The sequence below is a fragment of the Chitinispirillales bacterium ANBcel5 genome (assembly GCA_029688955.1).
Classification (GTDB): domain Bacteria; phylum Fibrobacterota; class Chitinivibrionia; order Chitinivibrionales; family Chitinispirillaceae; genus Cellulosispirillum; species Cellulosispirillum alkaliphilum.
Genome location: JARUKZ010000053.1, coordinates 1 through 22,184 on the forward strand (window position 1 = coordinate 1; position 22,184 = coordinate 22,184).

Genomic DNA, 22,184 nt, shown 5'->3' on the forward strand with positions numbered 1-22,184 from the left:
CTATCATCGTTGCCTTTGTTCTCCAGCTTGAGAATAAATAGTAAAAAAACTTATCCTACACTCTTCTTTAAATAGATTGGAACTTAAAATAACTGATTTGTTCCCTTGAACAACAGATTTAGACAGTTTGCCCGAAGAAATAATGCGGTAGTATCATTTTCAACCGTTTGGGAAAAGTTGGTAGCGCCCCTGCTTAACGAATATTTGAGAAACAATAAAAATCAAAAAATACATCGTTAAGCGGGTATTATACCTTATCACTTATAAGGGTTGTAATGTACGGTGGTAGGTACAAAAGGAGTAGATTATAACAGTTCAGAAAAAATGATTGATCCCACCTGAAAAACGGTAGGACCAAAATCTTTTTTCTTGAGAATAAATAGAATCCTTTCACATAACTCAACGAGCTATTACAATACGCCTCTGAACAGCACGAACTAAAGTTGCAAGTCTTAGGAAATAGGTTCCATTAGCCAGGGATGATATATTTACCGCCTGCAGGTGAATTCCCTTGTTTTTAATATCATTTAGTACTCTCCTTACTACTCTTCCTTTGATATCGTAAAGATTCAAAACCGTAGGCTGATCTTTATCAAGCACATATTCAATAGTAACAAAAGGAGTCTTGGGTGATACTGCATGAACTGTCATTTCAAATGCACTGTTCTGTGAATGACTAAAACTGAGTTGTGCAGTGCTTTGCTCTGGATAAAAAGCTCCCTGGTCACTCCACAACAACCAGTCCATCTGTCCTGCACACTTTTGATCACTAAAAGGGTCGCCGAAACCAAAATGGTTGTCGTCAGTTACAGTTTCAGAGTGTGTCACCTCAAGCGGTACCGGGTTTTCGTTGAAAAAAAAGCGGGTTTCGTTACCTTCTCTGGTTAATCTGTATATGTTCCAGTTCATTACATCAGAACCCTGTGGTAAAGAATTTACCTGACTTCCACCGTGACGAAGGTGATAGCTATTGTCACTGTTTATATAAAGTCTCTCCCGAACTCCAAATAACCTCAAATCTATCACCATTGCCTTTAGGTAATCACCTGGCAGTGCTCTGATTTTAGCAATCACTGTGAATTCGTCTGCAGAAGAGGAGATTTGATGAACCCATTCTCCTTTATTGGAAGCATTATTCGTAATAAGTTGAAGAAAACTATTTCCGGGATTATCCGGATCCTCAATAAGAGAATAGTTAGCCTGATTCCAGTTGCTTTGAGAGAATGGGGGCGAGGAGTTATCGGGCATTGCAGTCCAGTTATATCCGTTCCAAGAGGAGGGGCTATAGATGCTTACAGTGTAGGTTCTGTGTGTTTGGTTATCGCCGGCGATAACTTTGATCAGAGCATCGGAGAAGAGAGGTGCAAAGTTATCGCCGGTAATATTTCTGGGTTGAACAATTTCAACTGAAGCACTGTCATCTTCCGGATCTGCAGAAATTATTGGAGGCACAGAAGTGCCTGCCGCTAGAGTGAGGGTATAAGAGAGCGTTGAAGGATTAAAGGAGGGCAAAGCTTCACCGTCAATCATCAAACTCTGTAATTTTGTATTGCCTGCATCCCCACTCTCTCCATGTTCGTATGCGCCGATATCAGGAGCTGTGCCCGAATAAGGTTCATCAATATCCACTCCTCCATTGACCATGAAGGTTTCTGGTCTTGGTCTGAGCAAAAGTATATCAGGTAAAGAACCATCAGGTTGCCTTGGTCCCTTTGCGGCACTTGTCAATAAACTTAAAAACATATCATCTGTTATGGATTCGCTCTGTTGCCAACTGTTTCCCTGTTGGTCTGAACCGCTTGCTATCCTCACTCCGTTGGGAGAATTATAGCTGAGATTATTATAAAACTGGTGTTGTCCGCTTGATGGTTCATTAGGAAAATCAAAATTCCGGCCATTGTGTGTGATACCATTGTTATAGGCGCTGTTATGAGCAAGATACAAAGCGCCGGTATTATTGTTGTGATCAAACCCTTTACCGTGATTATCAAATGCCATATTTCTTTTAATTATATGATTGCCGGAAATGTGATTGCCACCAAGTTTAAATCCATTTCCACCCCCGTCAAACTCCGGGTGATTCCAAATACTGGAGTTCCCATTGCCAAAGGCCCAGTTGTTTTCCAGTAAAATGGTACTTTCAGCCATCCAGAAATCGAATCCATCATCAGAATTCTCCCAGGCACGATTACCGTAAAAGACATTTCCCGGACCTAATGCTTCATACTTTGCCGCAAAACCATCTGACATATTACCCACTCTGCCCCTAAGGTTAAAATTGCGGTAACTGTCATTGTTTTTTATAAGATTATGTGAGCCATCCTCAAGGTGTATACCTGTAAGTCTGTTTTCGAATGCAACACATTGTTTGATGAAGTTATGGCTGCCATGAATCCGAAATCCGTTTCCACCTGCTCTGGTGAGATGTATTCCAATAACATGCCAGTGGTCACCATTAATGCGTAACCCGTCTCTTCCCGGCTGCTCCTCCTGAGCTTCAAAATTCAACACCGGTGTTTCTTCAGGATAGTTAACAATTGTGATTGGCTTTTCCTGAGTACCACTACTGTTTGCATCGATTCGTCTGTCATGATAGTAGGTTCCACCCCTAAGCACGAAGACATCACCGGGCTCAGCAATCCCTACAGCATGGTCCAGAGTTCCTAATGGGGAGTTCTTTGTTCCGGAGTTACTGTCATCACCATCTGTGGCTATGAAAAAAGTGCGGTCTCCGTCAGGAATATTTGAAAAAGTCGCTATTCCTGAACACAAAGCTATTATCAGGCAAACCAATTTTTTTTTACACTTTAGCAAGTTAGCCCTCCTTGAATACAACGGAAATAAGGAAACGATAGAATATTTACTGGTTGTGTACAGTTTCAATATACCAAAACATCTCCCGAAGGGCATCAAATATGTTGCAATCGAAAGTAATTCCGTGGGCACAGGTGACCACAAAAGTAAAGGGGAGTGAAGGGGATGCTTATCTTCGCACAAGAGATTGAATTGCCATGCTTAGTTTAACTTCATATTATGAACTAAATATCCCCCATAGTGAATGGATCTATGGGGGATATTAGCTGTTTGTAATTATAAACTGGTTAGCGGCTTTCTGGGTATTTGTTGTAATTATAGATGTATTCCCACCAATTGTTGAGCTTGTTGTTATTTATCTGATTAGTATCATCGCTAAATCTTCCCGGTCTATTAGGGATACTTGGTAGAAGCCAGTTTTTGAAAAATCCATGGCGATAGCCGTTTTCGAAGCTTATGGGATCACTTCCCCACACATCTTTTGCCACAGGATAGAAAGTGGCTGTGTAGGTTAGATTTGGATAATTTTCTCTCCAATCCTCGCAAAATGAATAGAAGGAATTGTTTTTTTGGAATCCTACATAATTATCCTGAGTAGATTCAGAGTTAGGTGAATAGTGGCTTACACCACAACCGGCAACATCATTTAGTGAGGTCCCTTTTACCATAGAGAATTCATCCCAGAGGTGTTTGGGTGCTTTTTTATTCTCATAACTGTTCTGATCATAAGGCGATGCTGTCCAGTTACCGAAAACTCTTCGCATATGGCTTTCTATACGATGATAGTAAGCGTCAAAATTTGTTCCTATATCTCTATCGTATGTAATTGTTGGTTTTGAATATTGGATTGTATACAAGGAGAGCAACCTTTTTTGTGATACAACCATTTCGGTTGCAGGTGGGTGCAGGTACATATTGGCTAACATTATTGAAAACGGTGGTTGCCTTTGAAGATTTTTGGTTATTATAGACTATCAAACCACTAAGAACTTTTTCGGGCATATCAATTGAGGTTTTTGAAAGCAGTTGCCAATTTGACCCATTAGTACTGCGATAAAAAGAGAACTGATTTCCCGAACGACTTATTTTTAACCAATGTGGAGCAAATGCAGCGCTTACGTTAAAATGACAGTGTTTTTGTTCCCCCTCCAAAGACCTAGAGTATCCAAAAAGTAGACCACTTTGATTCATTTCAAGTGATACGAACTGAGCATTCGGTTCAAGACCATTTCTTATCATTATACCCACTCTACCACCATGATTTAGATTGTTAATACTCTCTACTTGTGCCACATACTCACCATCACCAAAAAGGGGGGTATAAGTGAATTGGCCTGCATCCTGGGTATGGTTAGATGTCTGCCCAGCTCCGGTGACCATAATTTGTCCGGTAGAGCTGATATATCTTCCATATCCATATTTTCCGATTGAATTATCTAATCCTATGTCATAACTTTGATAGCCATTTGGCAGAATTCCTACTCCAAAATTGCTGTATTCGATGTTTGTGAGAAGACTCAGATGGTTGTGAAATTGTTTACCAGTACCGGTTCTGGCATTTAGATTATCATAAACAACTGCATGAATAGTGTAGTTGCCTGGGCGTACATTGTTCCAAATATAGCGATATGTATCATTTCCAATCGAGGTTGTTGCGGTACCGATGAGATCAAAACCACTGTAGAATTCGACCTTAGAAATACTTCCATCTGGATCAAAAGCTTGTACAAGGAGAGTACAAGTACGCACGACATTACCGGCAGGTCCCATTCTTACTACTGGCCTGTTAACCCTGGGCGGTCGGTTTGCATTAGGACAAACTGTAATAGTGATTGGAGAAGAGATCCGTGTTCCACCCTGATCATCTTTAGCGTGAGCGGTTATAGTATGTGTTCCTGAAGGAACATTGTTCCAGGTAAATACATAACGTCCGTTTGAAACAGTTCCATAACCAAGCAGATGTGTATCTTTAAAGAAGGATACTTCAGAGATGCTACCAATACGGACGCTTGCATAAGCACCTAATTCAATATCGATTGGTACATTGTTATCTGCAGGTTTGATCACCTTTAAATTGTTTTCAGGATAAACTATAGATACCCTGGGTTCAGCAGGAAATTCATCGATTATCTCAGAAATATATCTGTTTATTAATGCAAGATCAGTAGAACTAATATCTCCTGATCGGTTCACATCTGCTGCAAGTATTCCATAAGAAGACGGGAATGAATCTATTGTTTTTAGTATATACTGTTGGACTAGATCAGCATCATGAGCGGTTACCTTTCCATCCCCATTCACATCTCCGTAACGAAAAGAAGCATACGTTAGGAAGGTAAAACTGCTTATTATCAACGCACATAGTGTAAACGTTTTAACCATGAGTTATTCCTTGTTTAAAGATTGATTTTGAGTTGTCTGGCACGTGCATCTTTAAAATCAAACATAACCATTGTTGGAAACAAGCGTATGAAAAAATAAGTGTTTCAGTTTTTGAAACACTTATTTTACAGAAAAACAGATTAGAATTAAATGCCCTACTCTGGTTTAAAAAAATGGAGGGGTATAATATTTACATTACACTGAGAATAAAAAACAGGGTAAGCAAACAAATCTTGATTAAAAGCTCAACCCATCTTTTTCACAAAACTATCATAGCTCAAGGGAAAGATTAATCTCCACTTCCTCTCCCCAAATCGCATAAGGAACACTAACGTTTATGATGACATTGCGCCCGTTATTACCGTTTTCTGTTACCTGTGCGGTTGTCACCTGCTTATCACCAACCATCGCCGTTCCCAAAATCAGGTTGTTTATAGATGCGATAAGCTCATCGGAAACTTCACTGCACGATAGCTCCCTGGTGTTTAGAATAATTAAGGTACAGAGACGGGATATATGGCCCGCAAGAAGAAGTGAAGGGATAGAATAATTACTTTTACCATAGGTTTTTATTCCCTCGAGAGTTACTGAAAGTGTTCCAGGGGCACTATTCACAGGACAAAGCCCGGCATCCGCTATCTCCCCGGCTTTGCTGTAAGTAAGTGTGGTAACACATACCTGCATAGCATCACTTCCAGGATCCGTATAGCTGTGTAATGCTGATATGTCAGTGAGTTGAGCTTTACGGGTTAAATGATTCAAGGAATCACTTTTAAACGAGGCGATTAAACCCGCAATTAAAGAGATAATGACAGCCGAAGATGAACCACACGGTATGTCCTGAGGTTTATGCTGCTCTGAATAATGAAAGGTTTTTACCTTTTTGCCACCCATACCATACGCCGGACGTAGATAGAAACTGTTTGCTCCTAAAATAAGCCAGTTTGCTTCATCTCTATTGCGCAGATCACGCCACGTTTCATATCCACACCCATCCAAAAGCATCTGAAAACTTGGCACAGAAGAACGTAAAGACTGATATTGTGAAACACCAAAAAACTGTGGAGCTGCAGGTAACACCATGAGCGTTTGAGTGGCTATACCAAGTTGCCCAAGGTTCTGAGCCTGCTCATAATCGGGCCTGTTAGAACTAAAACTGTGAAGCGATGCAACCACATCCGGACCAGGTACCCCGCTGTTCCATACAGGTTTAAACACCACCTCAAGGAGCGTCTTGTCAAGAACATTTTTGGCACAGTTAACAACCTCAATAGCTATACCGGCTCTATTATCGGTATTTCCAAATAGAAACTTAAGCTCTCTCCAGGCAGTTTCAAGAGCTTTAAATTCAGAGTGATGAAGAATTTCATCCATCTGCATCCCTATAACAGAGTCTATGGTATCAAAAATTGATGTGATCCTGCCCTGTATAGTACCATCCATGCCGCTTTGAGTAGTACTACTTTGGGTAATGGTAGTACCCTGTTCTTTCGTATCGGAAGGAGGAGGAAGGGTTGGATCCATCATAGAAAGAATCGCATCAACAGTACCTTTGTTTGCGCTATCCTGATTGTGTTTAGATGATGAAAAATTTTCGCTGTGACCCGAATTTTGATAAGCATCAATGCCAGGTAAAGATGAAAGTTTGCTGGCTACTGACTCAGGGAGAGGGGTGTTGCATATACTTGCACTCAAACTTTCTGAATCAATCTCGCCCTCCTGATACGAACGTATCTGCTTTTTGAGATCGAGCAGCCATTGTAGCTCCGGTATCTGCTGTACAAGAGCATCAGGGGCGAAATCTGACATGCATGAAAAGGACAAGGAAAGATCGAGATGTTTAGTATCACATCGACAGCAATCTTTTACATAGAAATTTAAAGATGGTTTCAGGATCGAAAAAAGATCATTAAAGCTACTTTTATCGAGATTAATTGTATGGTCCCAGTTTTTTCCTGGAGATAACTCTGCGGCGATGACAACCCGCCAAGAGTGGTCTTTTGTTATCGGTGATGGTATTTGCATGTAATCCTCTTAATGTGTTTAACATTTGGGTGCATTATAGTAGTAATATTCAATATAAATAAAGAAGGTGAAAAAGTCACGCGTAGACGCAGAGGCGCAGAGAGAGGGGAGAGGAGGGGAAAGGGATTGTTACACGCGTAGGCGCAGAGACGCAGAGAGTGGGGAGGGGAGAGGAAAGGGAATTGTTACACGCGGAGGCGCGGAGACGCAGAGGGGTTGAGAGGAAAGGGAATTGTTTACACGGAGGCGCAGAAACGCAAAGAAAAGGGAGAGGGGAGAGGAAAGGGATTTGCTACACACAGAGGCGCGGAGGTAAAACCCTTACGGGAGTGTAAACATTTTTGTGTAAATGGTTCCAGTAAATTATTATATCTAAAAACTCAGAAAGGGAACTATGAATCGCGTGGTATGCAACGTTTTCTCCTGCTAATGAACTACCTTCAGGATATATACCCCTTCTGCCTTATCACATGTTTACTGATGTGGATCCCTGCCCTGTAAGGGCAGTCCATCTATAGCCAGGCCTTTCAAGGCCTGGACTGCTGCGTAGAAGGCCACACACCTCCGGTTCGTTTAATATACTCCCGGTACCTGTCACCAAACCGCTCAATCATCATCTGCTCCTCCCGTGGAACCCTGTAAAAGTAAAAGGGAAACATCACAACTATCATTGCAAACCCTGCAATCCAGTTGTGAAGCAAAAGCGGCTGTGCAATTGCCCAAAGCCAGTGTGAAGCATAAATGGGATGACGGATTTTTGAATATACCCCCTTTGTAATAAGAGTGTGCTCTGAGCGAAGAGAAACAGAGATGGTCCAGTTAGAGCTCAGATCCTTATGTGAGCGCCATAAAAGAAGAAGCGAACTGATCAAAATCAGCGTTCCGGGTATGCCAGCCCACAAAGGAAGCGTATAGTTCAATGGATCAAAGAGGGGAAACAGGAAATAGGCAAAGGGTACAACTCCCATTGCAACAAATAAAAGCGAGAGGAAAAAGGTGTCTGCAGCTGAGGCTCTATTCGTCTCGGCCTTAAAATTTCCGTATTTACGTGAAGACAGCACCCGGATTAATGAACCTGCGACAAGTCCGCCTACATAAATAAAATACAGATAGAAATCGTTACGATCGGTTACCATACTCTTTACCTGCCAGCTTTGCGGTTTCCATAGCACCCAGTATCACCATCGGCATTCCACTTCCGGGATTAACGGAACCACCGGTAAAATAGAGCCCGTCGATGATATGACTTTTGCGTGAAGGCTTAAATGCCAGATTTTTCCACCGGTCACACACAACTCCGTAGATCGACCCTCTGTAGGAGCCGTAACGCTCTTCTATATCCCAGGGGCTCAATACTATCTCCTCGGTTATATGGTCCCGAAGCTTATCCAGACCCATTCTCTCCAGTTTTTCCAACACCGTGGTACGCAGCGTTACCATATCATCTTTCGTATAGGTATTTTTATCATTTATATAGGGTATTTGCGGAAGTACCTTTATGATATCATTTTCGTTAGCGGCAAGTGATGGATCGCTTCTAAGAGGAGCCACCACATAAAGTGTGGGGTCATCGGGGAGAAGGTGTTTGTCAAAAATTAACCGGTACTGTTTATCCGGATCATTTGAATGAAAGATATTGTGATGTGCCAGTTGAGGGTATCGTTTACTTGTTCCCAGATGAAGCACTATTCCGGAGCAGGATGGCTCAAACCGTTTTTCCATTTTTTTGATTACAGGTCCTATTTTCAATCCCTGGTTGGATTTAAGCATAGTATAGAAAGAGAGTGTATCCATATTGGTCAGTACGATATCCGACCCTTTCTTTTCTCCATCATTAAGAATCACCCCCTTTGAAACAGATTTGCTTCGGTCTAGCCAAAGCCCTGTCACCGGGGCGTTGTAGTGAATCGTAACCCCCAGTTCCTGGGCAACTTTTTTGAGCGCTTCAACTATCTTATACATTCCACCCTTCACATGATACACTCCGTAGGTAAACTGAATAGAAGCAATCATGGTGAGAAAGCCAGGCGAATTGAGAGCCGATGATCCAACGTATTTACAAAAGTAGGCCAAAGTGTTCAGAAGGTGCGGTTCGCTGATATACCGTTCTATCCTCTGTTTCATGGAGCGGACAAAATCGATGGAGATGATATCGGTAGGTTTTTTCTGTGCCAGAATGTCCCCTAACTTCTCTGCCCCTGAATAAAAGTAGCTGCTTTCAATCAGTTCGCGTTGTTTTTCAGCATGAGAGAGAAACGAAAAGAATTGCGAAGGCAAGGTGGGGGAAAAACGGGAGAGCTGCCTGCTTAACTCTGCCATATCCGATGTTAGGTCAAAAGAGTTTTTGTCTTCAAAAAACAATCGCCAGTGAGGCGTTACCGGTATAAACTCAAGGTAATCAGCGATATTTCTGGAGCATTCGGAAAAGAGTCGTTTAAAAACATGGGGCATGGTAAGCAGGGAAGGACCCAGGTCAAAATGGAACCCATTGCTTTGGCGCATGCTGAGTTTTCCGCCGGCAAAAGAGTTCTTTTCATAGATCTCTACTTTCCATCCCTTTGCCGCAAGAGACAGTGCGGTACTTAGGCCACCCAGCCCTGCTCCTATGACAATAGCTTGTGGTGAAGTGCTCATGTTTGTACCCCGGGGGTTTTGCGCTAAAGAGGTCAGTTATGTGTATCTGGTTTGGTAGCAAATAGTGAACCACTGAGCGGGAGACGCCGAGGTGCAGAGAGGAGGGAGAGAGAGAGATTTTTGCGCGCGGAGACGCAGAGGCGCAGAGAGGAGAGAGAGAGAGATTTTTGCGTGCGGAGACGCGGAGGCGCAGAGAGGAGAGAGAGAGGGAGTTTTGTGTGCGGAGACGCAGAAACGCAGAGAGGGAAGCTCATATATCGGTTACCTACGAATCGCGTGGTATGCACGTTTTCTCCGGTTAATGAAAGAAAATACCTGCAGCACTCTTGTCCAAAATAGGATAAAATAAACGAGGGTTAAGGGGAAACGCTCCGCAATTACCCTGGATAATGTCTTAATCACAACTGAATGAATTCTGGATTTTCTAAACGCGAAGCGTTTACCTCTGTTCACCCTTCGCAGTAGTCTGCTACGGAGAACGGGCGCTCTTTGCGTTCTCTGCGTTTTAAAATCTCCTTTTTCACCCGTCCCGAACATTGGGCCTGAATCAATAACCCGTTTCCAAAAGAACGGGAGGCTGATGTAAATGTTGAGCAAGTGGCTTTAGCATTCGCTTAATTTGGACAGCATATTAAATGAAAAGAAAGGGTCGGTTTTTAAAATGAAGTAAAAAATGCTCATAATTAAATCAAAATTAGAGGTGTTTTAACTGATTAAGACCTATTTTGGACAGCTGTGTACTTGCAGGAGATAACCCTGCTTCCTTACTATACAGTTACTGCTCTGGTTCTTTGCCTGTAAGGGCAGACCGTGCTTCGGCTTCGCTTTGCACAGGTTTATAGCCGGGTTTCGTAGCAGCTACTGCTGCGTAGGAGGGCCTGTTTCTTCTGGGGCGGGGTGATCAACGGCCCCGGTGACCGGTACTCCTCACTCCTCATTCCACATTCAAAATTCAAAAGCACTGGCATAGTCTTTGATCCCAAAAGTGAGAGGAACCAATAAAAGAGCGTCGTGTACTTAAAAAGAAACGCAAACCCCCAACTACCGGATTGGCATGGAAAACCAAGATCTTGCCACACATGTTCATGACCCTGCCCGCTTAGCGGCTCTCAAAGCGGTGGCTCTTTTAGATTCACCAACCGAAGAGGCTTTTGACCGCTTATCAAGGCTTGCTACCAGATTTGTCCATGCACCGGTATCTCTGGTTACACTGATTGATGCAAACAGGCAGTATTTTAAGAGTTGTATCGGGTTGCCTGAACCCTGGCAATCCAGTCGCGAAACTCCCCTTAGCCACTCTTTTTGTCAGCACAACCGAATTGTTGGGCGGCCTCTGGTTATAGAGGATGCCAGAAAGCATCCCATATTTAAGGAAAATCCGGCAATATGGGATTTGCGCGTGATTGCCTATTTAGGCATACCCCTGGTTACATCTGATGGTTATGTCCTGGGATCCTTTTGTGTTATAGATTCAAAGCCACGTAAATGGAGTGATGAAGACATAAGTATCATGCAGGATCTAACGGCTGCGGTGATGACCGAAATTCACCTGCGCACAGAAATTGCCGCCAGAAATAAAGCAGAAGGGGAGCGCAAAGAGTGTGCGGATACCAATAATCGCCTTCACAGCGAAATTGATGCCCGAGTGAGTGCTGAAGAAAAACTGAAGTCAACCCTTATAGAAAAAGAGACACTGATTCAGGAGATCTATCACCGAACAAAAAATAATATGCAGGTTATTGCTAATATCCTTGAGCTTCAGGCAGAGTTTGCAGGTAACGCTCAGGTGAACCGGACTATTCAGGAGAGTGTTTCACGAATAAACACTATGGCACTGGCACACGAAAAACTTTATACAAGTAAAGATCTTTCCAGGATTAATCTTAATGAGTATATAAGGAATTTGGTAAAGCAGATGTTGGTTACGCATAAAAAGTCTTCTGAGCATATAATAGTTACGTTTGATATAGAGGAGATCTGTGCACTTATAGATGTTGCTATTCCCTGTGGACTCATTATTAATGAACTGCTCTCAAACACTCTAAACCATGCTTTCCCTTATGAACTGAAAGGTAAGATTGCAATTGGAGTGAAAAGGCTGGATAATAAACTTTGGTTGACCTATTTTGATAACGGGGTTGGATTACCGAAAGGGACCGATATACTCCAACAGTCCAGACTCGGTGTAAAACTGATCTACCAGATTGTAGAACATCAGTTGCACGGGTCAATCGAAACAGAAACTGACCATGGCCTCAGATGGTATATACAATTTAGTCCAGATGTGTACCAGGAGAGGGTGTAGGGTGGGGCTGGGAGCAATTGAAAATGCCCCCTGAATAACTGTTTGATTAAACTTATGCACTCTTCTGTTGTGCGCGTTTTTCGGTTTAATGCAGTTTTTGTTATGAGTGCTCCCTTTAGGTGTTGCTAAAGACTCCCTTGATATTTGCAAACGAACAGCACAGAATTCACTCTGTTTCACCGCCATCTGTAATTGTCCAATGGAAATCGTTGATGAGGATTTCCCGTGCGTCTGCTGCAGCGGGAGAGTATTTGCTGTCTCCACCATCGAATACAACATTTTCCTGAACACCCTGCTGTTCAGCCAAAGCAGCCCACCCCTTAAGCAGAGCGTCGTAGTTCGTATCAGAAAGGGTTGCTCCACGAAACATATCTTTCATTGTGGTCACATTGGATATATTCCATGAACCTATATCCTGGTCAAAAGAGGTGGCACGAAAAAACACATTACTTCATCAAAAACCTTTCTGCCAAAAAATTACGACAGAGACGAGGCCGGCATAAGTTGTATGGTCTCCTTCTTCAAAGATTCACCTACGGTGTATTTGTACTCTTTGTTGAAATCTTTTGTAAATAAAAGCATCTCGAGCAAAAGGTCGTAGGTCGCCTTGTACACCGGTAGTTCTGAGTAATTTCCCATAAACTCACTTTTTTTAAATTATCGCGAACCGCAAGCGGTTCTGTAAATCCCAACTTCAAACTAAAATAGTCGAAGCCCAAACTCGCTGCGCTCGCCCCGACCTGTTGGTCGGGGTAGTCAATCCTCGTCCCGAAGCAAACGAACAGAAAAACCACAACCCTTATTGTAGACGTCCCTGCCCAGAGCCTCGTCCTCGTAGCGGAGGCGACGGCCGTATGCGACCGACGCATCGAGCTCCGTAGCACTCCACCAGGCACCGTTGCCACCAACAATGCCAATACCCCTGGGGAGACGAAAACCGCCCGGAAGGGCCGAGAAATCACTGCTGTTATTGCTGCTTTGGTCATTGCCTACTCTGCCTTCTCTACTGTCTGTAATCCACTCTCCCCCATCTGATGCCAAAGCTTTGCCGATCTTGTTCCCTGTTGTACTACCATCCCAGTTGTAACCATTTGCAATGAGATAATTCTGAAGTTCTGTCCAGTCTTCATCCGTTGGTACCCGCCAGCCTTCAGGGGCGATGTTTTTTGGGTTTGCAGGGTCAACCACCCACCAGTTGTACAGTGCTCCATAGCCCTGTGTATCATCATTATTGTACCAACAGTAGGCAGGGGTGCTGAGGTTACTCCATTCGCTGTTATCGGTTACATGGGGTATAAGTGTACTGTCTGTATACCTCGTTGTTCGAAGGTTCTCTACGGTCCACACCTGGTTGCCGATCTGAACGGTGGTGTAGCTGTTGCCGTCACCGTCTACCGGATCTGGTCCGTTCCATAGCCACTTTGCAAATACCTCTACATTACCGATTGATCCTAACGATATTCCGGTTATTGGAGTAGAAAAATCTGCATCCTCATACCAGCCATCAAATCCCCAGTCGGGTTTTGATGGGTCCTGAAAGGTGATAGTCTCTTCTATTGTGTAAGTGTCCGGATTGCTCACGTGATTAGTGCCATTATAAAGGGTATAGGTAATTGTGTGCTCTATAGCGCTCCACTGAGCAGTAAGCGTATCATCCGACGCGGGCATGGTTTCCGGTATTCCGGGGTTCCACTCTATGAAAGAATACCCCGTACGCTCAGGATCCACAGGCGTGGTTATCGCAGTACCAAAGTCCTGTGTTATTGGTTCGATTTCAGTTCCACCGTTACTGTTAAAAGTGATCGTGTACTGGTTGATGCTCCACTGAGCAGTAAGCGTATCATCCGACGCGGGCATGGTTTCCGGTATTCCGGGGTTCCACTCTATGAAAGAATACCCCGCACGCTCAGGATCCTCAGGCGTGGTTATCGCAGTACCAAAGTCCTGAGTTATTGGATCGACCTCAGTGCCACCGTTGCTGTTAAAAGTGATTGTGTACTGGTTTATATCCCACTGGGCGTAGAGGATTACATCCTCTGTTCCCATGGTAAACTCTGCTTCATCTTCATAGGAATCACCGCTGCCATCAATTTCGGTATTCCAACCGTTAAAGCTGTACCCTGTACGGGTAAACAGGTTTGAGTCAAGAGGTGCTGTTTGATCGGTGGCTATAGTCTGAGGAGCCATTGAGCCGCTTCCCCCATTAGCATCGAACGTTACAGTGTTTTCGTTTGCACTCCACTGAGCATAGAGTGTTACCCCCTGTGTACCCATGGTAAATTCTGCCTGATCTTCATAAGAATCACCCCTGCCATCAGGTTCTGTATTCCAACTGTTAAAGGTGTACCCTGTACGGATAAACTGGTTTGAGTCAAGAGGTGCTGTTTGGTCGGTGGCTATAATCTGAGGATCCATGCTTCCAGAGCCATCATTGGCTTTAAAGTTCACGGTATTGGAAAGTGGAGCCCACTTTGCATAGATTGTACGATTATTTTGTATAACAATGTCATGAAAATCAAAAGGCAAGGTAAGATTTCTGTCTCTGAACCAACCACTAAAACGGTACCCTTCCCTTCTCGGTGCATCTGGCTCTTCTGCAATTTCTCCATGCTTAACTCTCTGTGAGTCTACTTCCGAACCACCATTGCTATCAAAAGAAACAGTGTACACATTAAGCTTCCACTGAGCATGTAGATTAAGATCATCTGTTTCCATTTTAAAGGTGCCATTGGGGTCAAAGGTATCACCCTCTCCATCCGGATCGGTGTTCCAGCCAATAAAATGGTGACCCGTTCGGGTAAGGTTACCTGCTCCGGCCACAGTAACCTCTGCCCCCTCTTCATAAAATGCTGTGTCGGGAGCACTGCCTTCGGTATTGCCGTTTCCATGATAGGCAATAAAAAACACCGGATTTTCTGTCCACTTCGCATCTAAAATCAGATCACCCGTTGAACCGCTCTCTATCTGTGATATCCTCACCGAATCCACAAACCATCCCAGAAAACTAAAACCCTCTCTTGACGCGTTCTTTAATGATATGGCTTCAGATTCTATAGTGTAGGAGTTGGGGTTATCATCGTGGTTGCTTCCGCCGTTAAGATTGTAGGATATTTCGTAAACCACAACACTCCAGTAGGCAAAAAGTGTGGTATCACTCTTTATTACCCCCGTTTCAAAATCCCACTCCGTATTCATATCCTGATCACTGTACCATCCTTCAAATATATAGCCCTCTCTTTTTTGGGGCTCAGATGGTTGTGCTAAAAGCGATCCCTCCTCAACACTTTGAGTGATAACTACAGAATCATAGTTAAAGTCAAATGTTACTGTAAAGCTGTCGGTAATGGTTGCTTCATTCCAACGGGCATAGAGATTTATGTTTTCGTTAGTTATGGTGAGTGTGTCTCCTGCTTTAAATATCTCAGACGATATGTCATCAATGCTCCATCCTGCAAACTCAAATCCATCTCTTGAGAGTTCTCCGATATTACCAAGAACAGTTGCACTCTGGTCGGTTTGGTAGAACATTGTATCGTTTGGTACATCGCCGGAATCATGCTTGGTGCTGTTGTAGGTAATACTGTAAACAGGATACACCTTCAGTGTAAGTTCTGCCTCTCTTTGCACATTCCGAATAAATTCAACTGTTATAAAGAGTGTATAGGTTCCGGCAGAATCGTAGGTAAGGGTTAGCGGTAGCTTACCCTCCCACTCATCGGTGCTAAGAGAATCTGTAATTAGTTTCTCTCTTGAGTCACCAAAATCTATTGTGATATTCTCTATGTACTCACCTCCCACCAGATCCATTACAACCTCAAACGGTTCACCGACAACGATGCGGCTATCTTCATCATGGAGGTATAAATCCAGTGATGCACGTTCGATGGGATCTTCAGGATGTTCACAGGCGCTGCCAAAGAGGATAAGTGAGTATAGGATAAACAACAGGTATTTTTTCATGGGGTGACTCCAGAAGCTAAATCTTTTTAAAATATAGTTCAGTTAATATACTATTTACGCTTTCATATGAACAGCTTAGTAAACATATGATCGTGAACGCTTTCCCGAAGATTACTGTTACTTTTTTCTTCCTGCTAATCCCTTTACACCCTACTGTTCAGTTCTTCTCCCAAATACCGCTTCATCTCCTTAAGCAGATGTGACTGATCAAAGTATCCCAGATCAAATGAAATATCGAGTGTGGGGAGGCCAGAGTTTAAATATTTGAGTGCGTTTTGAAACCGCACGATTCTAAGGAAGTTTTTGGTTGATAGTCCCACATTTTCGTTGAACAGACGCGAGATGTGACGCTCAGAGAGTCCATGGTAGAAGGACAGATCTTTAACGCTGATACAACCTTTGCTGAACAGTGAATGCTCAAGCAGAGTAGAAAATTGTCCTTTTTTCTGATAGGAGCTAAAAAAGCGAATCAGTTCCCTGTCTATGATTTGTACTGCTTCACCGGGAGAATCAGCATTAAGAACCCTGTCTGCCATATCCCTTATTACCACAGAAGAATACCGGGTTTCAAATCCGTTATTAAGGTAAACTGAAGCCTTGTCTTCCAAGAGATGAACGATTGATCCGGGGTGAAAACGGATGCCCAGAAACGAAATAGTGCCGTTTAGATAAAGGCGCGCGGTTTCTTTAGATATTCCCGAGATAAATGAAAGCTTGTTCTCAAGGTCAAAAATAATATCGATGCAACCATCCGGGAGAATCCGGTGGGGCAGGTTTGCCACCGGACCCTTAGAGGTAACACTCCAGTAACACACCACAAACTCTGACAGGCAGCTAAAGGGAGCATATTCACTGTACTTAACACGCGAATCGGGAGAGGAGCTTTTAAAGTATTGAATCGGTTTATACATAAAGTGCACATACCTGTATTAAGGTTCACCTCAATATAGTATGTGCATGAAAAGAGCGTAAGAGAGACGCAGGTGTTGCCTTTATAGGTCAAAATTACTGCATAGGAGTACAGATCTCCACTATTGTTCCAAAGGGATCCTGTACATAGGCCACCACTTGTCCCCAGGGCTTTGTTTGTGGCTCTTTAATAATACGTGCCCCATTTGAAACAGCCTTATCCAATGCCCCTTTAACATCATCGGTGGTTAATGCTATTTCAAAGCAGTTTTTAACTCCCTTGAGTGGTTCGATACCGGTGTTGGCTTCAAGCATACTATTTGCTGCAAAGGACAGGGTCGTCTCACCACTCTTCATCTCTGCATACATATTGGATTCATGGATAAATTTGACCTCTAAACCGAAGGCAAGGTTATAAAATTGTGTGGCTTTAACCACATCCTCAACATAGATAATCACATACGTTAGTTTCACTTTTTACTCCTTTTGGTTTTAGAAGATTTCTTTTTTGGCGCGGGCAATTCTCTGGCTGTTATGGAGACAAGCTGGCTGATACGATCGCGGTCTTCTATCATATCATCCATTAAAAAGTACTCTTTTGAACCCTCATAGGGAGGTGACTTAGTAACCTTACCGATAAACGCTTCGCCGCCTGCTGTGGGTTTAAGGAAAAACTGACTGTTACAGATCAACCCTACCACTTTCCCGTCACAGTAGAGTGCGTATTCACCAAACATCTTCTTATATGTTACTGTTCCTGCATTTTTTAGCTGATCGGTCACAAATTCAACAAAATCGATACTTGATGACATCGCTTAGAACCTCCTCTTTTAGCTTTGAACTAAAAATAGAATTATGGAAGAGAAGGTGTATTGTAAAAACCGGACATTTAGAAAGTTCTATGATCATCGGAATTGATCTGGTTAGGCGAATCGCTGGTTTGGTTTGAGAAACAGAGTTGTATTGTAGTTAAGATAATAAGATTATATTTTATTGTTTATTCCAGCAACAAACTCATAAAAAGGACATACTCATGGATCTACTCATTGCGTTTGCATGGCTTGGAGCCGCACTGATTACAGGTAAACTGCTTCGCAGGGCGATACCTGTTTTCAAAACCATGTTTATCCCCAGCTCTATTCTTGGGGGAGTGGTTTTGCTTATAATCGGACCCGAAATTCTGGGAGCCGTGAGCGGAATACAACTGTTTCCCCAAAACGTACGTGGCATTTGGGGTGGAATACCCGGTTTTATGATTAACATCGTTTTTGCCGCACTGTTTTTGGGTAAAACACTGCCCAAAATTAGCAGTATATGGCAAAAAGCCGGACCACAGGTTGCCTTCAGTCATACTGTAGCCTGGGGCCAGTATGTGGTTGGATTGGGTATCACCGCTCTGATCTTAGCACCTTTTTTCGCAGTAGAACCGATGTTTGGAACTTTAATAGAGATTGGGTTTATTGGTGGGCATGGAACAGCTGCCGGGCTTGGTGAAACATTCGCAGAGCTGGGGTGGCCTCAGGGGCAGGATCTGGCATTAGGGGTGGCAACCCTTGGAGTGGTATTTGGTATAGTAACCGGAATTGTGCTTATCAACTGGGGGGTTAAACACAAACACACCAGCATACTAAAAAACCCCGGTGAAGCATCAAGGGATATCGCCAAAGCTCAACAGGAACATGAAAGTGTCGAAGCCGACCTGGTTAACCGGGGACAGGCCGATGAACCTGAACCACCCCAAATTGTAGAAGTGGAATCGATCGAGCCGCTTACTTTTCATCTGGCCTATATTGGTGCCGCAATAGGAGTTGGAGCACTGATCCTTGGCGCACTTACCTGGTTGGAACAGCAATTGTTACTTCCCCTGGGCGCGCCGGTACTTCTGGGCCACGTTCCGTTGTTTCCTGTTGCGATGATTGGTGGAATCATTGTGGAAAAGCTTCACCGACGCCTCTTTAAGGGTGTTCTTGACAGGGTGATGATTATGCGTATACAGGGGGCAGCACTAGACCTTCTGATTGTATCAGCCCTTGCCAGTTTGACTCTCAGTGCTTTTGCTGACGCGTGGCTGCCACTTGTTATTCTGGTATTTGCGGGAATGGCATGGACAATCGGGGCTTTTGTGTTTTTAGCGCCACGAATGATGCGCTCTCATTGGTTTGAACGCGGTATAGGGGATTTCGGTCAGTCACTGGGTGTTACGGCAACAGGGTTGTTGCTGATGCGCATTGTTGATCCAGATAACGACACCCCGGCTTTCGAATCGTTTGGCTATAAACAGCTTCTTTTTGAACCACTTGTTGGTGGTGGACTGTTTACTGCTGTCTCAGCTCCTCTGGTGTTTACATTCGGACTCAATGTGATGCTCGCGGTTACCTCTGGTTTACTACTCTTTTGGTTAATACTGGGATTAAGAATGGGTAAATCAAAAGCCAGTAGTGTTAAAGTTAATACACCAGAAAAAAAGGAAGTTACTCAATATAAAGCATAAAGTTACAGATGCTACCTACGAGCGTATGGTAAATTCCCGGGTGACAGATAAGGGAGGGGTACAATCCGCAGATACGGTACGGTTTAAATCCTTTGTGGCTCTGATCAGGATATAACGTCTGGTAGAGGGTATAAGATGATGAATTAGGTTATGAACCCTCACTCTATATAAATGAAATAAATGACGCTTAAACAAGGGGAGGGGTTTTGTATCCCCATCTCCTTCCATAAAGTAGATGGGGGCGCGCAGTTGTTGGGGTCGGACCAGAATTGAACATCCAAATTGCCCAAATTGAGCTGCAATGGGCAAAAACGATTGTCTTTTAGCCAAATATTCCGGTCTTAGAGCTCGATGGGAAGGCATCTCATCAAGCTCTAAGAAACTAAAATGAAAAATGATGCCTTACTGTTCTCACAACTGAAATCCAGACGAAACAGTGCAGTTCGTAATGCAAAGTATCAGATCCGGGAGGAGTGGGTGGTTGCTATACTATGGTTAGGTGGATCGCAGGGTTGGTTTGAGAAATCACCAGAAAAAAGGGAAGTTACCGAATACAAAACATAAGGTAACAGATGCTACCTACGAGCGTATGGTAAATTCCCGGGTGACAGATAAGGGAGGGGTACAATCCGCAGATACGGTACGGTTTAAATCCCTTGCGGCTCTGATCAGGATATAGCGTCTGGTAGAGGGGATAAGCTGATGAATCAAATTATGAACCCTTCCTCTGTACAGGTGAAACATTTGACGTGTAAGCAGGGAGAGGGGTTTTGTATCCCCGTCCCCCTCAAACCATCTCTTCTCAACTATTCTTCCGCCACATTGCGCTATGAGATCAACACACTCCTGCATCACCGGCTCACGATGATGGGCATAGTAGATATACCGCTTATCCATTAAATCCTGTGGGTTTTTTCCACAAAGAAGCTGTAACCTCTTCTCTGAAGTAGCAAAATTTGGAACCGAGAAAAAAAGCTCACCATCATCTGAGAGCTTCTTCATGAGCTGAGCGATAAAAAAGTCCGGATAGAGCGGAAAGTGCTCCATGACTTCATTGAACAAAATCAGATCAAAAGCATTATCCTGAACCGGAAGAGAATCCTTCATAAGTTCTGCGGGATGAGCGGTTATGTCGAGCTCAGAAAAACGCTCTTTCCACTCCGGTTCCAATTCATGATAGATAACAGTGGTCGGGCATCTATAAATTAAATGAAGGTGGGCAGAGAGTATTGATGCACCGATTTCAAGAACCCGGGTGTTTGAGTTTATGGGGGGCATCATTGTGAGCAGGTTAACGTAGCGCTCCCAGTGGGTTTTTATATACTGATGACCACGCGCGGTGTGCTGGTGTTGCAGGCGTGAGAATGATGATTGTAACAGTTTTTCGGCTTTAAGGTAGTTCATGTATTATCCTTAAACTCATAGTGATACCTTGCTAAGATTATGTATTAAAAACCTTGCACTGACCAGATAAAAACGTGATCACTGACCCCAAATGCCTGGAAGTGCGTTTGCTTTTTGGGGCCTGTTTCATTATACTGCATGCATTGTTTTACTTATTCTTCTTAGTGGAATCGTTGTTTATGATTTTGTAGCCGGGTTTGGGAAAATTGTAGCTGAAGCATTAGGGGCAGCAATTGCATGCGCTGCTCTAAGCTGTAGTCGTATGTTCCTGAGCCAAATAACTGTTGAGTTTTAATGGAAAAACCTTCCCGCTTACCTGCATATTGTGCCGCAAGTTCTGTGATTAGGTCAAAATTCGCTACTGCGCTGTGAACAATGGAAACACCTGTAAGGCAATGAGTTATTAAATGATAGGGAAAGTCCATCCACACACAGCAGCAAATTGTTATCATTGGTATGAACTTTGATTTATTGGGCACAGAATCAAAGGAGAATGGATATGCTTACCACTATCGGCTATTGCCAGCAAGTGCAGAACTACTCTTCAAGGGGAAATAGTGCCTCGCGGGCTACCACCACAACTGCCAAAACCACCCCCAGTGACACTGTAGAACTATCTGATGTAAGCAAAAACGCTTCTGCCAATCTGGGCCGTCTGCCATCACTATACGGTTTTGAACCCCGGGTGCCGGGGCGTATCAGTATTGATGAGGTTTACGAGCATGGGCAGAAATTTCTCAAAGAATTTACCAAAGAGCTTAACTCCCGTTTAAAGCAAGAGGGTGTAAACACCGACATTGAGTTTACGCTCCGTACAGCGTTTGGGAGCGGTGATATTGTCGTAACCTCCGAACACCCTGACAAACAGAAAATAGAGACCGTATTCAAAGATGATTTCGATCTTAGAAATGAGTATGCAAAGATCAATTCGATGTTTCACTTAGTTGAGAGCGGTAAAAGAGCCTCTGGGTTTGCTGATGCATATCGGGCAAATCCCAAACAGGCTTTGGCGCAGTATTCCTATCTTTTCAATACCCGGCTTGAAGCCAGTATGCGCATTGCAGATCAGCAGGCCTCTGTTCTTTTTAACCGGGTGCCCGATAGCGGAGTTACGCTTCCGCATTCTGCCTGACGGTTAAAACATCCAAAGAGCCATCCTTTTTCTTTTGCTATCCAACAAAATGGCTTGTTTCATCACTTTGATCTGAGCTACTCCAGCAATGTTTCGCCTTATTTTAAATTGAAATGGAGCTACTCCAT

General features: G+C 43.5%; 18 protein-coding genes. 5 read left to right on the forward strand and 13 right to left on the reverse strand.

Annotated features, from left to right (window positions below):
• Positions 1-399 precede the first annotated feature (399 nt).
• The 6 genes from QA601_17500 to crtI all read right to left on the reverse strand — a co-directional run bounded on the left by QA601_17500 (position 400) and on the right by crtI (position 9,855).
• A complete protein-coding gene (locus QA601_17500) occupies positions 400-2,814 on the reverse strand; it encodes a right-handed parallel beta-helix repeat-containing protein (GenBank protein MDG5816897.1) in 2,415 nt (804 codons plus the stop codon).
• 287 nt (positions 2,815-3,101) lie between these two features.
• The gene (locus tag QA601_17505) at positions 3,102-3,671 is read right to left on the reverse strand and encodes a hypothetical protein (GenBank protein MDG5816898.1); all 570 of its coding nucleotides are present in this window, start codon (positions 3,669-3,671) and stop codon (positions 3,102-3,104) included.
• Positions 3,628-5,196, reverse strand: a complete 1,569-nt coding sequence (locus QA601_17510) for an Ig-like domain-containing protein (protein MDG5816899.1) — start codon at positions 5,194-5,196, stop codon at positions 3,628-3,630. The genes QA601_17505 and QA601_17510 overlap by 44 nt, the downstream gene beginning before the upstream one ends.
• A 270-nt stretch (positions 5,197-5,466) precedes the next feature.
• Positions 5,467-7,221 (reverse strand): type VI secretion system contractile sheath large subunit, encoded by a 1,755-nt coding sequence (locus QA601_17515; protein ID MDG5816900.1) that lies wholly within the window; start codon positions 7,219-7,221, stop codon positions 5,467-5,469.
• Positions 7,222-7,748: 527 nt separating this feature from the next.
• On the reverse strand, positions 7,749-8,357 hold the full coding sequence (locus QA601_17520; GenBank protein MDG5816901.1) for a protein-S-isoprenylcysteine O-methyltransferase: 609 nt from the start codon (positions 8,355-8,357) through the stop codon (positions 7,749-7,751).
• Positions 8,341-9,855, reverse strand: coding sequence for a phytoene desaturase family protein (crtI, locus tag QA601_17525; protein MDG5816902.1), 1,515 nt, complete (start codon positions 9,853-9,855; stop codon positions 8,341-8,343). The genes QA601_17520 and crtI overlap by 17 nt, the downstream gene beginning before the upstream one ends.
• A 1,054-nt stretch (positions 9,856-10,909) precedes the next feature.
• On the opposite strand from crtI, the gene QA601_17530 reads away from it, so the two are divergent.
• The gene (locus tag QA601_17530; protein MDG5816903.1) at positions 10,910-12,160 is read left to right on the forward strand and encodes a histidine kinase dimerization/phosphoacceptor domain -containing protein; all 1,251 of its coding nucleotides are present in this window, start codon (positions 10,910-10,912) and stop codon (positions 12,158-12,160) included.
• Positions 12,161-12,326: 166 nt separating this feature from the next.
• On the opposite strand, the gene QA601_17535 is transcribed toward QA601_17530, so the two are convergent.
• From QA601_17535 to QA601_17560, 6 genes are all read right to left on the reverse strand, one after another.
• Positions 12,327-12,605 (reverse strand): BspA family leucine-rich repeat surface protein, encoded by a 279-nt coding sequence (locus QA601_17535; GenBank protein ID MDG5816904.1) that lies wholly within the window; start codon positions 12,603-12,605, stop codon positions 12,327-12,329.
• 32 nt (positions 12,606-12,637) lie between these two features.
• On the reverse strand, positions 12,638-12,799 hold the full coding sequence (locus tag QA601_17540; protein MDG5816905.1) for a hypothetical protein: 162 nt from the start codon (positions 12,797-12,799) through the stop codon (positions 12,638-12,640).
• A 117-nt stretch (positions 12,800-12,916) separates the two neighbouring features.
• Entirely contained in the window at positions 12,917-16,120 is a 3,204-nt protein-coding gene (locus QA601_17545) for an InlB B-repeat-containing protein (protein ID MDG5816906.1), read from the reverse strand.
• Between the two features lie 143 nt (positions 16,121-16,263).
• Positions 16,264-17,031 (reverse strand): helix-turn-helix domain-containing protein, encoded by a 768-nt coding sequence (locus QA601_17550; protein ID MDG5816907.1) that lies wholly within the window; start codon positions 17,029-17,031, stop codon positions 16,264-16,266.
• Positions 17,032-17,125: 94 nt separating this feature from the next.
• Complete coding sequence (locus tag QA601_17555) at positions 17,126-17,503, reverse strand: VOC family protein (GenBank protein MDG5816908.1); 378 nt, start codon at positions 17,501-17,503, stop codon at positions 17,126-17,128.
• Positions 17,500-17,841, reverse strand: a complete 342-nt coding sequence (locus QA601_17560; protein ID MDG5816909.1) for a TfoX/Sxy family protein — start codon at positions 17,839-17,841, stop codon at positions 17,500-17,502. Before QA601_17560 ends, QA601_17555 begins: the two co-directional genes overlap by 4 nt.
• A gap of 221 nt (positions 17,842-18,062) precedes the next feature.
• Here QA601_17560 and QA601_17565 point away from each other — a divergent pair, with 221 nt between their 5' ends.
• The gene (locus QA601_17565) at positions 18,063-19,520 is read left to right on the forward strand and encodes a sodium/glutamate symporter (protein ID MDG5816910.1); all 1,458 of its coding nucleotides are present in this window, start codon (positions 18,063-18,065) and stop codon (positions 19,518-19,520) included.
• A 387-nt stretch (positions 19,521-19,907) separates the two neighbouring features.
• The gene (locus tag QA601_17570; protein ID MDG5816911.1) at positions 19,908-20,084 is read left to right on the forward strand and encodes a hypothetical protein; all 177 of its coding nucleotides are present in this window, start codon (positions 19,908-19,910) and stop codon (positions 20,082-20,084) included.
• A 15-nt stretch (positions 20,085-20,099) separates the two neighbouring features.
• Here QA601_17570 and QA601_17575 read toward each other — a convergent pair whose 3' ends face one another.
• The gene (locus QA601_17575) at positions 20,100-20,924 is read right to left on the reverse strand and encodes a methyltransferase domain-containing protein (GenBank protein ID MDG5816912.1); all 825 of its coding nucleotides are present in this window, start codon (positions 20,922-20,924) and stop codon (positions 20,100-20,102) included.
• A 91-nt stretch (positions 20,925-21,015) separates the two neighbouring features.
• On the opposite strand from QA601_17575, the gene QA601_17580 reads away from it, so the two are divergent.
• On the forward strand, positions 21,016-21,219 hold the full coding sequence (locus QA601_17580; protein ID MDG5816913.1) for a hypothetical protein: 204 nt from the start codon (positions 21,016-21,018) through the stop codon (positions 21,217-21,219).
• Between the two features lie 204 nt (positions 21,220-21,423).
• On the forward strand, positions 21,424-22,056 hold the full coding sequence (locus tag QA601_17585; GenBank protein MDG5816914.1) for a hypothetical protein: 633 nt from the start codon (positions 21,424-21,426) through the stop codon (positions 22,054-22,056).
• Positions 22,057-22,184: the final 128 nt, after the last annotated feature.

Excerpts from the sequence above, each read along its gene's own strand:
- QA601_17550 (MDG5816907.1), bottom strand. The coding sequence starts at position 17,031 with ATGTATAAACCGATTCAATACTTTAAAAGCTCCTCTCCCGATTCGCGT.
- QA601_17545 (MDG5816906.1), bottom strand. The coding sequence starts at position 16,120 with ATGAAAAAATACCTGTTGTTTATCCTATACTCACTTATCCTCTTTGGC.
- QA601_17575 (MDG5816912.1), bottom strand. The coding sequence starts at position 20,924 with ATGAACTACCTTAAAGCCGAAAAACTGTTACAATCATCATTCTCACGC.
- crtI (MDG5816902.1), bottom strand. The coding sequence starts at position 9,855 with ATGAGCACTTCACCACAAGCTATTGTCATAGGAGCAGGGCTGGGTGGC.
- QA601_17570 (MDG5816911.1), top strand. The coding sequence starts at position 19,908 with ATGAAAAATGATGCCTTACTGTTCTCACAACTGAAATCCAGACGAAAC.
- QA601_17580 (MDG5816913.1), top strand. The coding sequence starts at position 21,016 with ATGCCTGGAAGTGCGTTTGCTTTTTGGGGCCTGTTTCATTATACTGCA.
- QA601_17565 (MDG5816910.1), top strand. The coding sequence starts at position 18,063 with ATGGATCTACTCATTGCGTTTGCATGGCTTGGAGCCGCACTGATTACA.
- QA601_17510 (MDG5816899.1), bottom strand. The coding sequence starts at position 5,196 with ATGGTTAAAACGTTTACACTATGTGCGTTGATAATAAGCAGTTTTACC.
- QA601_17540 (MDG5816905.1), bottom strand. The coding sequence starts at position 12,799 with ATGGGAAATTACTCAGAACTACCGGTGTACAAGGCGACCTACGACCTT.
- QA601_17530 (MDG5816903.1), top strand. The coding sequence starts at position 10,910 with ATGGAAAACCAAGATCTTGCCACACATGTTCATGACCCTGCCCGCTTA.
- QA601_17515 (MDG5816900.1), bottom strand. The coding sequence starts at position 7,221 with ATGCAAATACCATCACCGATAACAAAAGACCACTCTTGGCGGGTTGTC.
- QA601_17520 (MDG5816901.1), bottom strand. The coding sequence starts at position 8,357 with ATGGTAACCGATCGTAACGATTTCTATCTGTATTTTATTTATGTAGGC.
- QA601_17585 (MDG5816914.1), top strand. The coding sequence starts at position 21,424 with ATGCTTACCACTATCGGCTATTGCCAGCAAGTGCAGAACTACTCTTCA.
- QA601_17560 (MDG5816909.1), bottom strand. The coding sequence starts at position 17,841 with ATGTCATCAAGTATCGATTTTGTTGAATTTGTGACCGATCAGCTAAAA.